Origin of the sequence: Qiania dongpingensis (assembly GCF_014337195.1) — a bacterium.
GTDB classification, from domain to species: Bacteria; Bacillota; Clostridia; order Lachnospirales; family Lachnospiraceae; genus Lientehia; species Lientehia dongpingensis.
Window position 1 is genome coordinate 1036895 of sequence record NZ_CP060634.1, and the last position, 14803, is coordinate 1051697.

Here is a 14803-nt window from a genome sequence, read left to right on the forward strand (position 1 = left end):
TTTAATTATCTCCATTCTGCAATAATGCGTTATAGTCTATGCTTTGCCGCAGTTCACTTCGTAATTTTGCATCTTTCTCTATCCTTGCGGCAATGTCGGCAGGCACCTCATTTCGTTCTTGTGCTGCCAAATCAAAAAACAATGCTCGTTGTTCATCAGTAGGATTTAATAATCTCAGCATTGCTAACTGACGATCAGGCGGAGGTGGATTGACCTTGCCCCCCAATATATCATAGAAATAAGGTTTTTTTATACCGAGAGAGGTGTAAAACTTAACATTTGATAGCTTCGCTTCTTTTATTAGCAAAGCAAGTAAATCACAGAATTTGTATTTACTCTCATCAAACAAGCTATCACTCCTCTCGTTTTGTATGTTAGTATGTATACTTACATACAAACATATTTTGAAGAAAAAGTCAAGATTGAAACCTTAAACCCACCATAAAACCTAATAGTATTTCCACATTTTCAAAAAATATTCAAAACCTGCTGGAAAAAACTTGATTTTCGTCTGGCTTTCTGATACAATGTACATCCTCATAAATGAGGACTACAACTGAATACAAAATGTTTTGATTTAGATGTGGCACAAGCCGCCTAACGCCTGTGGTATGCTAAGAGAAAATACCGCCGTCCGCACTCTACGCTTTTTGGTACTGTCAGCGAGTGAACGGATGAACAAACAGTCCCGTCTTTGAATTTCAAAGCCGATACATAGAACATCATTTTGAAGCGAGAGCAACACTCCCGCTGATTTTTGATGTCTCTGTGTATCGGCTTTTTGTTTTACCGATTAACAACTGAATGACCATCTGAATGGGATACTCCGCCAAGACTTTCTGAACGGAAACGAGCGAGACAACGCCGCTGAAAAAGCAGGGGCTGGAACGACATTCGGGAAAAACGGCGTTAAAGTTTCTGCGGAGTGCAGAGCCCACTGACATCTTTGCAGCCGTAAGGCTGAAAGTGTCATAGTGGGTTACGCACTTTGAAAAGGTGCGTAACAAAGGACGCTCCGATTTTAACATATCCTCCCCCTTTGGGAGATGAAATACAATCCGAAAAAGAAAGGAAGTGAGAAAAAATGTCAAGACAAAATTATAGCGTAGCAAGGGTTGTTACCCATACCAAAGACACCATCGGCAAATATGAACGCCACAATGAGCGCAAAAACGAGCATTACGGCAATATGAATGTAGACCTGTCCCGCGCACCCTTCAATGTGCATTTCAAAGACTGCGGCGGTCTGACCTATAACGAGTACCTTGATAAACTGGTCGCTGACGGGAAGGTATCCCTCCGAGGTTTGAAAAAGGACGCAAAAGTGTACGATGAAGTTATTTTCGATGTCAATACCGACTACTTTGAAACCTACGGCGGCTATGAATATGCCAAGCGATTTTATGAAGAAGCATACCGCTTTGCAGTCAAACTGTACGGCGAAGATAATATTTTGTCCGCCGTACTGCACGCCGATGAAATCAACCTTGCTCTATCCGATGATTACGGAAAACCCATCTATCACTATCATATGCACATTGTAGCATTGCCCGTCGTTGAAAAACAAGTACTGTGGACGAAACGGTGCAAAAATCCAGAATTGGTCGGCACGGTCAAGGAGGTTATTCAGCAGGTCAGCCATTCAAAGAAATGGAAATCTCCGCAGGCGGTGGACGAAAACAATCAGCCTGTATTCGATAAAAACGGCAAGCCTATGCTTGTCCCTTCATACAGCATTTTGCAGGATGAATTTTACGAACATATGCAGAATGCAGGCTTTAACGATTTTCTCCGTGGCGAGCGTGGCAGTACCGCCGAATACAAAAGCAGTCTGCAATATCAGATTGAAAAAGACAAAGAGCGCCTTGCGGGGATTGAAGAAAAGATTGCGGCGGCTGACGAAAAACTGTCCTCTGTACTGCCCGTACAGGCAAACGCAGAAATTATTGACAGTATGGGAAAGAAAACGCTGACGGGCAAAATTCAAATGTCCGCTGAGGATTACGGTTATCTTTCAAACTTGGCAAAGGAATGTCTTGTAAACAGGCGAACGGTGCAAATCTACGAAAGCAGCAACCGAGTGTTATCGGATAAAGTCAAGCGTTTGCAAGCAGAACTGACAGCCTTAAAAGAAAAATGCAGACCGTATTTGGAAGCGTTGAAGGTTGCTCCACAAAAGGTTAAGGATTTCATTGACGGTATTCTGAAATCTCTCCGCAAAACCGTACCTGAACAGGAAAAGAGTATTTTCCATAAACCGCCCGAAAAGAAAGCCTACGAGCCTTCTCCGTGGGATTTAACAATTTCTACACGAAAATCAAAACCGAAAAAGAAGGAGGATTTGGAACGATGACAGAAAAAGAAAAGGATTTGGCGGAAATTCTTGCAAAATTAGAGAGAGACCGTCCCGAAATAGACCGTATCTTAAACCGCCCCGCCATTATTGATACGGACAGGAAACCGAAAGAATTACGCCGTATTCCTGCCGACGCAGACTTTACGACAAGGGACGGAAACACGGAATACGAAGTTGCGGGACATTTCTGCTCTCACACAGACGAATTTCTGCTAAATACAATTATCCGCAAACTTGGATATGATTACGAGCAAGATTAAAAGCTACCGCTTTAAAGCGTTGAATTAAGACTTCGGATATGGTATAATACGGACACGCAATATGCTGTATCCGATTGTCGGAAAGGAGTTACTTTGAATAACAGACAATCAGAACAGAACAAAATTACCACCCTTTACTGCCGGTTAAGTCAAGACGACGGGCGTGAGGGTGAAAGCAATTCAATCGTCAACCAAAAAGCATTGTTAAAAGAATATGCAAGAAAGCACGGCTTCAAACATCTGAGATTCTTTGTGGACGACGGGTATTCGGGTACGAGCTTCGATCGTCCGTCTTTCAGGGAAATGGAACAGTTGATTGAAAGCGGCAGAGTGAGTACGGTTATAGTAAAGGATATGTCACGGTTAGGGCGAAATTATCTGCAAGTGGGAATGTATACCGATATTGTATTTCCTGAAAACGATGTGCGGTTTATCGCTGTCAACGACAATGTGGATTCCGCCGTACAGACGGAATTTGATATGACGCCGATCCGCAATTTCTGCAACGAGCTATATGCCAGAGACACCGCTAAGAAAATCAAGTCCACCTTCCGAATGAAAGGTGAAAGCGGAAAGCACCTGACAACCAATCCACCTTTCGGATTTATCAAAGATACCGAAGATAAGGATAAATGGCTGATAGACGAAGAAGCGGCAGATACGTTGCGGTATATCTTCAAACTGTGCTATGACGGGTTTGGACCTACGCAGATTGCAAAGAAGCTGAAAGCGGAAAAGGTGCTGACTCCCATGGCGTACAAGGCGCAGAAGGACGGAAAATTACTTCCCGCCGAGCCGTATAAATGGGCACAGAAAACCGTTGCAGGAATTTTAGAGAAATTGGAGTATATCGGGAATACCGAAAACTTCAAGACCACCTCTAAAAACTACAGAAGCAAAAAGCGTGTGTGGAATGACAAGGAAAAACGCCGGGTATTTGAAGATACCCACCCTGCTATTGTAGACAAGCATATCTTTGAAACGGTACAGGAAATTCGCAAGCATAAATGCCGACCGACCGCAACAGGGAAAATCAGTATATTTTCTGGAAAGGTATTCTGTGCGGATTGCGGAGCAAAGCTGCATTTCCACACCTCTCATTCGCACGAGGAACGGCAGGAAAGTTTCACTTGTGCAAATTACCGAAGCAATACAGGTAGTTGTACGATTCACTATATTCGGGCAGTTACCTTAAATCGGCTTGTATTTCAGCATATTCAAAGAGTACTCTCGTATATTCAGCAGTTTGAAGCAGTCTTTGTCAAAAAAGAAATGGAAAAAGCCAACGCTGAACGCCTGATGTTGGTGGAAAAAGCAAAGGTGGACATCGTAACGCTCAAACGCAGAGACGAGGACTTGGATACGCTTTTCAAGCGAATCTACGAGGATATGGTGTCGGGCAGGCTTTCGGCGGAACGGTTTGACAAGCTTTCTTCCGAGTACGAAACAGAACAGAAGAATGTCAAGGCGGCAATTCTTAATTTGCAGGAATTGATTGACAGCGGCGAACAGGAACAGCACGACCTTCAGCAATTTCTGAAGAATGTTCGCAAATACACCGATCCCGAAGAATTAACCGCTGAAATTCTGAATGATTTGGTTGACAAAATCATAGTCCACGCTCCCGACAAGAGTAGCGGACACAGAAAGCAGAAGATTGAAATTTACTACAAGGCTGCGGGCATTATCAATATTGCCGACGAGGACTGCGTTGCCCTTGATGGCAGACTTGGTATGCAAAACCGAAAGAAGAAAACAGCCTAAAGACGCAAAGCGGCGGCACAGCTTTTCGGCTGCACCGCCACCTTACATAAATACTTCGTTATCGCACCTCGGCTAAGGGAGGCTCTCTGCTTTTTTGTATCTCTATTTGAAATATTCCACTCCGGATTCAAATATCCGTATATCCTGTTCTCCATAGATATTGACCGCAACGGATTCCCCGCGCCGTTCAATATGAGCCATCTTGCCCAGGACCCGTCCGTCGGGACTGGTGATGCCTTCTACCGCACAGTAAGAGCCGTTGGGATTCCATGCCTCGTCCATGGTCGCTTTTCCCATGTCATCCACATACTGAGTCGCCACCTGGCCGTTTTCAAACAGCTTCTTCAGCCACTCATTTCCCGCCACGAAGCGGCCTTCTCCATGGGAAGCAGGCGTACAATATACGCCGCCCAGCTCCGCATTCTGCAGCCATGGAGATTTATTGGATACCACCTTCGTATAGACCATCTTTGATACATGGCGCCCAATGGTATTATAAGTCAGAGTCGGAGAATCCTCCTTCTGCTCCCGGATTTCTCCATACGGCACTAGGCCCAGCTTGATCAGAGCCTGGAAACCGTTGCAGATTCCCAGCATCAGGCCGTCCCGTTCATTCAGAAGCTTTTCTATGGATTCCTTCATCCGTGCATTCCGGAAAACTGTAGCGAAGAATTTCGCGGAGCCTTCTGGTTCGTCACCTGCAGAAAAGCCTCCGGGGAACATCACGATCTGAGCCTGCGCGATGGCCTTTTCAAACACCTCCACCGAATCCCGGATATTCTCTGCCGTGATATTCCGGAACACCTTGGTGATCACCTCCGCGCCCGCGCGCTCAAATGCTTTCGTGCTGTCATATTCACAGTTCGTACCTGGAAATACAGGAATGAATACCGTGGGCCTGGCCACCTTGTGTCTGCACACATGGATACTGCCCGCTTTATACAGAGAATCGTCCACCTTTTTCTTTTCCACGCCGGATACCGTCGGGAATACTTTTTCCAGCGGCGCTTCCCATGCCTTCTGAGCCTCCTCCAGGCTTAGCTTCATGCTGCCGTATTCGATGGCTCCTGAATCCGTCACTTCTCCGATGACCGTATAGCGGCCGGACAGAGCGGATACCTTATCCGCCGGTACTTCCGCCACAATACTGCCCCAGCCTGCGGCAAACAGATCCTCCGGCGATATATGGTGCTCGATCTTCACGCCCATCCTGTTTCCGAAAGCCATCTTGCTGACCGCCTCCGCTGCGCCGTGGCGCTCCACCTCATAAGCCGCCGTGATCTTTCCTTCTTTAATATCTGAGAATATCCTGCCGTACTGATCCATGGCCTGAGCGTATACAGGCATATCATATTCGTCTCTGTCAATGGTGAACAGGACCAGCTTGTCTCCCGCTTGTTTCAGTTCCGGGGTAATGATCGTCTTGTCGCTGGCCACATCCACCGCAAACGAGACCAGAGTAGGAGGTACATCCAGTTCATTGAAGGAGCCGGACATACTGTCCTTTCCTCCGATAGAAGGCAGTCCGAAGCCGAGCTGGGCATCATAGGCTCCCAGAAGCGCGGAAAAAGGCTCTCCCCATCTGGAGGGATCTTCTGTCATCCTGCGGAAATATTCCTGGAAAGTAAAGCGGATCTTCTTATAATCTCCGCCGGCGGCAACAATCTTCGCAACGGAAGACACCACCGCATAAACCGCCCCGTGGTAAGGACTCCAGGAAGACAGGTACGGATCGAAGCCATAGCTCATCATTGTCACCGTATCGGTTTTTCCCTTCAGGACAGGCAGCTTCGCCACCATGGCCTGTGTCTCTGTCATCTGATATTTTCCGCCGTAGGGCATATATACAGAACCTGCTCCGATGGAGCTGTCAAACATCTCCACCAATCCCTTCTGAGAGCAGACATTCAGATCCTTAAGCATGTCAAGCCATTTTGCCTTCACATCTCCTGCTTCTTTTTTATCAAACGGGTTTCCTGCCCGTGCCGGTATCTTCACCTCCACATCCGTCTCCTGATGCGCTCCGTTTGTATCCAGAAATGCACGGCTGATGTCCACGATGGTTTCCCCTCTCCATGACATCTTAAGGCGGGGAGACTTCGTCACTTCTGCAACAGGGACCGCTTCCAGATTTTCCTCAGCCGCAAAGTCCAGAAACTTGTCCACATCTTTCTTATCCACCACAACTGCCATGCGCTCCTGAGATTCGGAAATGGCAATCTCCGTACCATCCAGGCCGGCATACTTCTTCGGCACTTTGTCCAAATCTATGATCAGTCCGTCCGCCAGCTCGCCGATGGCCACCGAAACGCCGCCCGCGCCAAAGTCATTGCATTTCTTAATGATCCTGCTGACCTCTTCTCTGCGGAACAGTCTCTGGATCTTACGCTCTGTGGGCGCATTTCCCTTCTGTACCTCCGCACCGCAGGTCTCTATGGATTTCTCCGTGTGGACTTTGGAGGAGCCAGTGGCTCCGCCGCAGCCGTCACGCCCGGTACGGCCGCCCAAAAGGATGATGATGTCTCCCGGATCGGAAGTCTCCCGGATGACCGCGCGCCTCGGCGCTGCTCCCATGACCGCACCGATCTCCATACGCTTTGCCGCATAGTTGGGATGGTAGATTTCCTTCACAAGGCCGGTCGCCAGTCCGATCTGGTTTCCGTATGAGCTGTACCCATGGGCCGCCCCCCGTACCAGCTTCTTCTGGGGCAGCTTCCCGTTCATCGTTTCAGAAACCGGGACGGTCGGATCCGCCGCACCGGTCACGCGCATCGCCTGGTACACGTAGGTACGCCCAGACAGCGGATCACGGATCGCTCCGCCCAGGCAGGTAGCCGCCCCTCCGAAAGGCTCTATCTCCGTAGGATGGTTATGTGTCTCGTTCTTAAAATTCACAAGCCATTCTTCGGTAATGCCGTCAATCTCCACGGGAACCACGATGCTGCACGCGTTGATCTCGTCAGATTCCTCCTGATCGTCGAGCTTCCCTTCCTTTTTCAGCTTGCGCATGGCCATAAGGGCCAGATCCATAAGGCAGACAAATTTATCATCCCTGCCTTTAAAGATCTCTGCCCGGTCAGACATATATTTTTCATAAGAAGCTACAATGGGCTCTTTGTAATCTCCCTCTCCAAACGCCACGTGTTTGAGCTCCGTCTGAAATGTGGTATGGCGGCAGTGGTCCGACCAATACGTGTCCAGAACGCGGATCTCCGTCATGGAAGGCTCCCGCTTCTCCTCCGTCCGGAAATAATGCTGGATATGAAGAAAATCCTTAAATGTCATGGCCAGATTCAGTGAATCATAGAGCGTCTTAAACTCTGCCTCACCCATTTCCCGAAAACCTCCCAGAATGGTCACATCGGCAGGCTCATTGAATTTCGTGATCAAAGTCTCAGGAAGCACGTCTGACGCCTCACGGCTGTCGACAGGATTGATGCAGTGTTCCTTTATCGCTTCCTTTTCTTCCTCCGAAAGGGCACCTTCTATTACGTACGTAGTCGCGCTTTTGATAACAGGCTCTTCGTTTTCATTGAGCAGCTTCACACACTGTTCCGCGGAGTCCGCTCTTTGGTCAAACTGTCCCGGCAGATATTCCACAGAAAACACAGTATCCCCCGGCTTTTTTTCAAAATCCCCTTCATAAAGGATGTCCACCGGCGGCTCGGAAAAAATCGTCCCCTTTGATTTCGCATAGGTGTCTTCAGACAGGTTCTCCACATCATACCGGATAAGGATGCGAACATCCTTTACCGTACGGATTCCCAGATAACTGCCGATCTCTTCTTTAAGCTCCTTCGCCTGGACCGCAAAAGGCTTCTTTTTTTCCACATAAATACGTCTTACGCTCATAGGTACCTCCATGCCTTCTTGTGTTTTATCAATTCACATACTACGTATTGCATTTTTCTTCTTAATATCATATTTCATTTTCCTGTGAAAGTCAATTTCCACTCACAGAAAATGCGCCCCTCCGTTGACACGCCGCTTTAAGTCCGATATGATAAACGCAAGAGAATATTCTGTGTCCCAACGTGGATACGGTCTGAGAGGTAAGGGGCTCAGACCGCAGTCCGGCGGACAAACGGCAAATTTTCATTCCGGGGGAATCATATGGACAAAACCATAAAAAAACTGACAGCAGTCCTCTGCTGTCTGGCACTTCCTATTCTATTTTATGAACAGGCTGTGTTTGTTGCTGCCAAAATCCTGAACAGCATCCGCACATCCCTGGAGAACACCACTCCAGGCTCTCCGGCCATTTCCTTTCTAAAAGAAAATATGGCCATCCTCTATTCCAGTATCGGCGCTGTCTTCATAAGCTCTGTGCTCGGAATTATTTACCATGTTTTAAAGAAACGTTCTCTCAAACCGGCAGACGGACAAAAACTCCGGGGGACCCAATACAGATATGCCGTCTTTTTTGGAGCCGCCGGAGCCATATTCTTCAACCTTCTCATGGAATTCTCCAGACTTCCGGAGCTGCTTCCCGCCAGTGAATCTATAGAAGCAGCCACCGCCCAGTCTCACCGGCTCCTGACAGCCCTTTGCACCTGTCTGCTGATCCCGGTGGCAGAAGAACTCATCTTCCGGGGCATGGGATTTCTGTTACTGCGTAAGTATATGGGATATTTGTCAACGGCTCTGCTTACTTCCGCTGCATTCGCTTTATTCCATGGAAACGCGCCGCAGATTTTCTATGGTTTCTGTATGGGTCTGCTCCTGACCCATACGGCCGAGCACTACAGGACCCTTCTTGCTGCAGTTCTCTTTCACTGCGCGGCTAATCTGACCTCTTTCGCCTTTTTAGGCACGACAGCCCAAAAGGAGCTGATTTTCTCCGTCCCCGTTCTGGGCTTATCCGGCATCGCCGCCGCATGGCTCTATCATAAAATACGGGATATCCGCAGGGACTGAGACGGTCTGTCCCGGCCTTCCATTTTTCAGTCGTGGCTGTGGCCGCAGTCATGGTCATGGCCGCAGGATTCCGAATGTCCTCCGAGATCTTCCGCACCTGAAAAAGCTCCTCCAACGAAGACTTCCCCGCTTCCGTTCGCTTCCACAAGAGACAGGGCGTCCATGGATATTTTCATGATATCCTTCGTCATCTCCTCGCTCAGGTTCATCCTCTTTGCCACTTCTGCCAAAGTTGCCTCGCGCCCCAATTCTTCCACCAGCTCTTCTGTCACGTTCATCATCGCATTTGCCTGGGAAGCCAGATAGCTCCCGGTATCCTCCTGCCCCGTCTGCTCCGCGATCGCTGCATCCATGGCGCTGCAGATCTCTTTCGTGATATGGACGCCGAAATCTCCGCCGGAAAAAGACTCCATGGCCATTAAAAGCGCCATATTCCCTTCCTGTATCAGATCCGCCATCAGGACGCCTCTCCCGGCATATTCCTTCGCCAGCTCCACCACCCGTCTGAGATGGCCTTCCGCCAGACGGTCTCTTACGTGTCTGTCACCGTCTCCCAGCCTGTCTAAGAGCATTTCCAGCTCCTCTCTCCCTATGGCTTCCACCGCTTCCAATTCTTCCAGGTACATCTGATAGCAGCGAGAATCCTCTCCGGTCAGCCCAGAGTCCTTTTTCCGTCTGCCGTCCGATTCATCGGCGCTTTCTTCTGGTATTTTCCTTCCCTTCAGATAGGAGAGGCTCGCCGCGTCCATTTCATGGGCTTCCACCTTGATCTGATTCAATTCCAGGTAGCTGTATATTAGTTTCCACTGTTCCTCCGTCAAATCCCACCCGGAAAAACAGTCTTTTATCTGCTGCTCCGTCACCTGGTGCCCGGACGCTTCCGCGATCAAAAGCAGATTCCCTAAAGCCTCTTTAAATTCTGCCTGGCTGTTCATATTCCTGTTTCCTTCCTATTACTTCCAATCTCGCTGCTGCCGAGAAACGCTGTCACCGTCTCCTGGTCTGTTTAATCGTCTTTTCTGAACTTTCTTTTCACAATATCCTCTGACTGGGCAAGCACCTGGTCCAGTCTCTCTTTATCACCGTCCGCCGCTTCCAAAAGATATTCATATTCGTCAAAAAGCCCGGTGCAGTGCGGCACCGTGACGGCGCCCGCGTCGCTCCCCAACGCCACATGGACGCCAAGGGCAATGGCCTTTCTCACATTATTTATCTGCATCCGGACAATGGCATCCACCGATCTTTCATCAAACCGGCCCGTTCCTCTCAGGTTCCCAGCCGGTGCTACCGTCGGAACCCATACGGTTTCCCGGCCGGCTAAAAACTCCAGCTCTCTGTCCGTCATATAGGCTCCGTGCTCAATACTGTCCGCGCCGCTCACAATGGCGTCATGTACTGTCTGCGCACCGTTCACATGCACCATTACGGAAAACCCTTCCTCATGACAGATGTGCACCAGCTCTTTCATCTCCGAAAGCTCCAGGCCGGCGCCGGTGATCCGGCCATATGTATTAAAATCCAGCAGTCCGGAAAACATGATCTTGATAAAGTCCGCGCCCTCCCGGCCAGCTTTTTTCACCAGCGCCGCGAATTCCGAAAGGGTATCGTATTCCAAGCCTACGATGCTCCCATAGTGTCCCCTTTTATGGATTGCAAAGACAGGCGTCCGGTAATCAATCCCGTAATCCTCCGCAATCTCCGCCGCATAAGAAGAGACTCCCAGATAATCTCCGCCCTCCCGGAAGAAGCTTATTCCTGACCTGCGGTACTCCTCCAGGCGTTTCTTAACTTCATCTTTATCCACTCCGTTTTTATGGCGGGCTACGGCGTCTTTATAATTGACTCCGTTCATGAATATATGTCCGTGACATTCTCCGAACATGCTCTGACGCTTCCTTTCCGTTTACTTGGTCCCGAATATCCTGTCTCCCGCATCTCCCAGCCCGGGGCAGATATAGGCATTTTCATCCAGCCCCCTGTCCAGATGGCCGCAGTAGATCTGAATGTCCGGGTGCGACCGGTGCAGGCGTTCCAGGCCTTCCGGCGCAGCGATAATGCAGAGGAACTTAATCTGCTTTCCGCCTTTTTCCTTAATGAAATTAACGGCGGCCTCCGCCGACCCTCCCGTCGCCAGCATGGGATCGACGACCGTCACCACCCGCTGTTCTATGGATTCCGGAAGCTTGCAGTAATATTCCTTCGGCTCATGGGTGACCGGATCTCTGTAAAGCCCGATATGCCCCACCTTTGCGGAAGGGACCAGCGTCAGGATACCGCTCACCATGCCGAGTCCGGCCCGCAGGATAGGTACGACCGCCAGCTTTTTTCCGGAGATCATCGGCGTCCTGCAGGACTCAATGGGAGTCCGCACCTCTACTTCCATTAACGGAAGGTCCCGGAATGCTTCATATCCCATCAATACCGCAATTTCTTCCACCAGCTTCCGGAATTCATTGGTGCCGGTCCGGCAGTCCCTCAGCATCGATATCTTATGCTGAATCAGCGGATGATCCATCACAAACACATTTTCCATCGTTCATTCTCCTTTTCTTCCTATATCTGTTTTCTGACTATCTTATATTCATCATTCGACTGAAAGTAAGGACATCCCGCAAAATCGTTCCTCAAAAACCGCTCCATCTCGTCTTCATCCAGATCGGAGTCACATACGTAGTAACCATATTCTTCTTCATAAGTATAATTGGCGCAGTATTCACACCCTGATTCCTGTTTCACCGTACTTTCTCCCCTCCATAGATTCGTATTCCTCCCGGAGAAGGCTGTAAATACAGGAATCCAGGATTTCACCGCGTTTACAGATGTTCTTCCTGAGGATTCCCTCCAGCCGAAACCCGTTCTTTTCCAAAACCCGCCTGGATCCTCCATTCCCCCTTACGATCTCCGCATCCACGCGCAGGATCTCCGGCCGGCTGAATGCCTCGTCACAGAGCATTTTCACTATCTGCGAGCCGATTCCAAAGCCCCAGTACCTCTTTCCCAGCCAGTAGCCCAGTCCGGCGGTACGGCAGTTCACATCAGTCCGAAATCCAACATTAGCGCCTCCAATGGCTTCTCCATCGTGATCCACCGCAAAAAAGCAGTCTCGGCCTTCGTATTCCCGGCATTTACAGATAAAATCCGCTGCAGCCTCTTTTGTATAAGGATATGAAAAAGAATCTCTCATATATCGGGACACATCCGCATCGTTAGCGTAAAAAGCCAGAGCCTCTGTATCCTCTTCCTTCCATTTTCTAAGAGAAACCAACGTATGTATGCCCCCTTAATCAATTTAATCTTTTGTACTCAGTATATCATACTCTTCCAGGCCCGTCCATCCTGACACTCCGGCCGCCACAAGCAGCAGTTTCCGCCAGGGCAGTGCACCCGCTGCGAAGCAGCCCTCTTTTGCGAATCCTATGCCTCCTGCGTTATATAAACAAAAGCCCATGTTACCACAGGCTTTTGTGCTGACAATCTGCTGCAGCCGTGCCGCAGGCATCTCTTCTATTTAAGCTCATCTGATCCTGCCAGCTTCTCCACCTCAGAGAGCCAAAGCCTTGCGCTGGCATCGCTGGGCATTCTCAGATCTCCTCTGGGGGAAACCGCTACGCTTCCTACCTTCGGTCCGTCAGGCAGGCAAGAACGCTTGAACTGCTGGGAGAAGAATCTCCGGTAAAATGTGGTCAGCCATTTCAGAATCGTTTCTTTCTGGTACGTTCCGCCAAAGGCTTTCTCTGCCAGGCGGAAAATCTTCGCCGGCCGGTATCCGAAACGCAGGATATAGTACAAGAAGAAATCATGGAGTTCATATGGCCCGACAATATCCTCTGTCTTCTGGGAAATCTTTCCCTCCTCCGGCGGCAGAAGCTCCGGGCTCACGGGCGTATCCAGCACATCCATAAGAATCCCTGCCAGCTTTTCATCTTCACAGGTCTCCGCATAATACCGCACCAGATGCCGCACCAATGTCTTCGGCACCGACGCATTCACGCCGTACATGGACATATGGTCCCCATTGTAAGTGGCCCACCCTAGTGCCAGCTCCGACATATCACCGGTGCCAATGACCATCCCGCCGCTTCGGTTGGCGATATCCATCAGGACCTGCGTCCGCTCCCTCGCCTGGCTGTTTTCGTACGCCACTGATCTGTCCTCCGGGTCGTGCCCGATATCACGGAAATGAAGCATGACTGACTCTTTTATGTCAACTTCGACGAGATCTGCGCCAAGCATTCTGGTCAGCTCACATGCGTTGTGATAGGTCCTGTCTGTGGTCCCAAAGCAGGGCATGGTGACCGCGGTAATATGGTTCCTGGAAAGGCCCATCAGGTCAAAGGCTTTGGCTGTTATCAAAAGGGCAAGTGTGGAATCAAGGCCTCCCGATATCCCCACCACCGCGTTTTTGCAGCCGGTATGAGAAAGCCTTTTTTTAAGCCCCATGGCCTGTATCGACAATATCTCTTCACACCGCCGGTCCCTGTCCTCTTTCCTTCCCGGTACGAAAGGCGCCGGGTCCACCGGGCGTTCCAAGTCCAGACTGGACTTCCTGAGGCTGAAGGATACCTTCATATAACCACCGGCGTCTATGGGGCCAAATGTGGTGAGACGCCTTCTGTCACTCTGCAGCCGCTCCAAATCCATATCTGCACAGATAAGGCCTGTGGTAAAACGTCCGGACTCCTTCAAAAGCGTTCCATTTTCATATATGACATTATGTCCGGCAAACACCAGATCCGTGGAAGATTCTCCTTCGCCGGCATCCGCATATACATAGCCGCAGACCAGCTTGGCCGACTGATTTCCAATCAGGCTCCGTCTATAATCGCCTTTCCCGGTGGTCTCGTCACTGGCTGAAGAATTCACGATAAGAGTCGCCCCTGCCAGGGCATGACGTCCGCTGGGAGGATTCGGCACCCATACGTCCTCGCACACCTCAGCGCCGATCACCAGACCCTCCATATTGGCACACTGAAACAAAATATCTGAGCCCATCGGTACAAAATCCTCGATGCCGCTGGCCATACGCAAACGTTCCATGGTCACCGCCCTGCTTCCGCTTCTGAAATGACGCGCCTCGTAAAATTCAGAATAGTTGGGAATAAAAGTTTTGGGGACCAGTCCCAGTACCTGTCCGTCCTTTACCGCGGCCATCACATTATAAAGCTGACCATCCTTTGCCCAGGGAAGCCCCACAAATATCAGGATATCCCAGTCCTTTGTATGGTCTGCCAATACTGCCAATTCTTCCTTTGCCGCGGCCAGGAGAGTATCCTGGAGAAACAAATCGCCGCAGGTATATCCAGTCAGGCACAGCTCTGGAAATACGATCACCTTCACCTGTCTGGCCGCAGCCTCTCTGGCCAAAGCCTCAATCTGTCCTCTGTTATAAACCGGGTCCGCCACACAAATCTGGGGGGTGGCCGCCCCTACCCGAATAAATCCCTGTTCCATGATATCCTTATTCTCCCTTAATATAAGAGCCCGCGGCTCTCTTCCTCTTCTTCAT

Annotated in this window: 12 protein-coding genes; 4 read left to right on the plus strand and 8 right to left on the minus strand. The window is 49.7% G+C overall.

Translation table 11 applies throughout. The features are described from left to right. Position 1 precedes the first annotated feature (1 nt). Positions 2-349, minus strand: a complete 348-nt coding sequence (locus tag H9Q78_RS04850; protein WP_249303921.1) for a hypothetical protein — start codon at positions 347-349, stop codon at positions 2-4. Between the two features lie 735 nt (positions 350-1084). On the opposite strand from H9Q78_RS04850, the gene H9Q78_RS04855 reads away from it, so the two are divergent. From H9Q78_RS04855 to H9Q78_RS04865, 3 genes are all read left to right on the plus strand, one after another. Further along, positions 1085-2353, plus strand: coding sequence for a plasmid recombination protein (locus H9Q78_RS04855; RefSeq protein ID WP_249303922.1), 1269 nt, complete (start codon positions 1085-1087; stop codon positions 2351-2353). After that, positions 2350-2616: a hypothetical protein gene (locus H9Q78_RS04860; protein WP_249303923.1), complete on the plus strand. Its 267-nt coding sequence runs from the start codon at positions 2350-2352 to the stop codon at positions 2614-2616. The genes H9Q78_RS04855 and H9Q78_RS04860 overlap by 4 nt, the downstream gene beginning before the upstream one ends. 93 nt (positions 2617-2709) lie before the next feature. Further along, positions 2710-4380, plus strand: coding sequence for a DUF4368 domain-containing protein (locus H9Q78_RS04865; protein WP_249303925.1), 1671 nt, complete (start codon positions 2710-2712; stop codon positions 4378-4380). Between the two features lie 102 nt (positions 4381-4482). Here H9Q78_RS04865 and H9Q78_RS04870 read toward each other — a convergent pair whose 3' ends face one another. After that, positions 4483-8232 (minus strand): phosphoribosylformylglycinamidine synthase, encoded by a 3750-nt coding sequence (locus tag H9Q78_RS04870; RefSeq protein ID WP_249303927.1) that lies wholly within the window; start codon positions 8230-8232, stop codon positions 4483-4485. Between the two features lie 261 nt (positions 8233-8493). Between H9Q78_RS04870 and H9Q78_RS04875 the strand changes: the two genes are divergently transcribed. Further along, positions 8494-9297, plus strand: coding sequence for a CPBP family intramembrane glutamic endopeptidase (locus tag H9Q78_RS04875; protein WP_249303928.1), 804 nt, complete (start codon positions 8494-8496; stop codon positions 9295-9297). A 26-nt stretch (positions 9298-9323) separates the two neighbouring features. Here the strand turns inward: H9Q78_RS04875 and H9Q78_RS04880 are convergent, their stop codons facing one another. The 6 genes from H9Q78_RS04880 to H9Q78_RS04905 all read right to left on the minus strand — a co-directional run bounded on the left by H9Q78_RS04880 (position 9324) and on the right by H9Q78_RS04905 (position 14748). Further along, positions 9324-10232 (minus strand): sigma-70 domain-containing protein, encoded by a 909-nt coding sequence (locus H9Q78_RS04880; RefSeq protein WP_249303930.1) that lies wholly within the window; start codon positions 10230-10232, stop codon positions 9324-9326. A 71-nt stretch (positions 10233-10303) separates the two neighbouring features. Next, positions 10304-11179: an amidohydrolase family protein gene (locus H9Q78_RS04885; protein ID WP_249303932.1), complete on the minus strand. Its 876-nt coding sequence runs from the start codon at positions 11177-11179 to the stop codon at positions 10304-10306. Positions 11180-11200: 21 nt separating this feature from the next. After that, positions 11201-11830 carry a uracil phosphoribosyltransferase gene (gene upp / locus H9Q78_RS04890; RefSeq protein ID WP_249303933.1) on the minus strand — a complete coding sequence of 210 codons (630 nt, stop codon included), beginning with the start codon at positions 11828-11830 and terminating at the stop codon, positions 11201-11203. Between the two features lie 20 nt (positions 11831-11850). After that, positions 11851-12033 (minus strand): DUF6472 family protein, encoded by a 183-nt coding sequence (locus tag H9Q78_RS04895; protein WP_249303935.1) that lies wholly within the window; start codon positions 12031-12033, stop codon positions 11851-11853. Beyond that, a complete protein-coding gene (locus H9Q78_RS04900) occupies positions 12011-12562 on the minus strand; it encodes a GNAT family N-acetyltransferase (protein ID WP_249303936.1) in 552 nt (183 codons plus the stop codon). The genes H9Q78_RS04895 and H9Q78_RS04900 overlap by 23 nt, the downstream gene beginning before the upstream one ends. A gap of 239 nt (positions 12563-12801) precedes the next feature. After that, positions 12802-14748, minus strand: a complete 1947-nt coding sequence (locus tag H9Q78_RS04905) for an NAD(+) synthase (protein ID WP_249303938.1) — start codon at positions 14746-14748, stop codon at positions 12802-12804. Between the last annotated feature and the right edge of the window lie 55 nt (positions 14749-14803).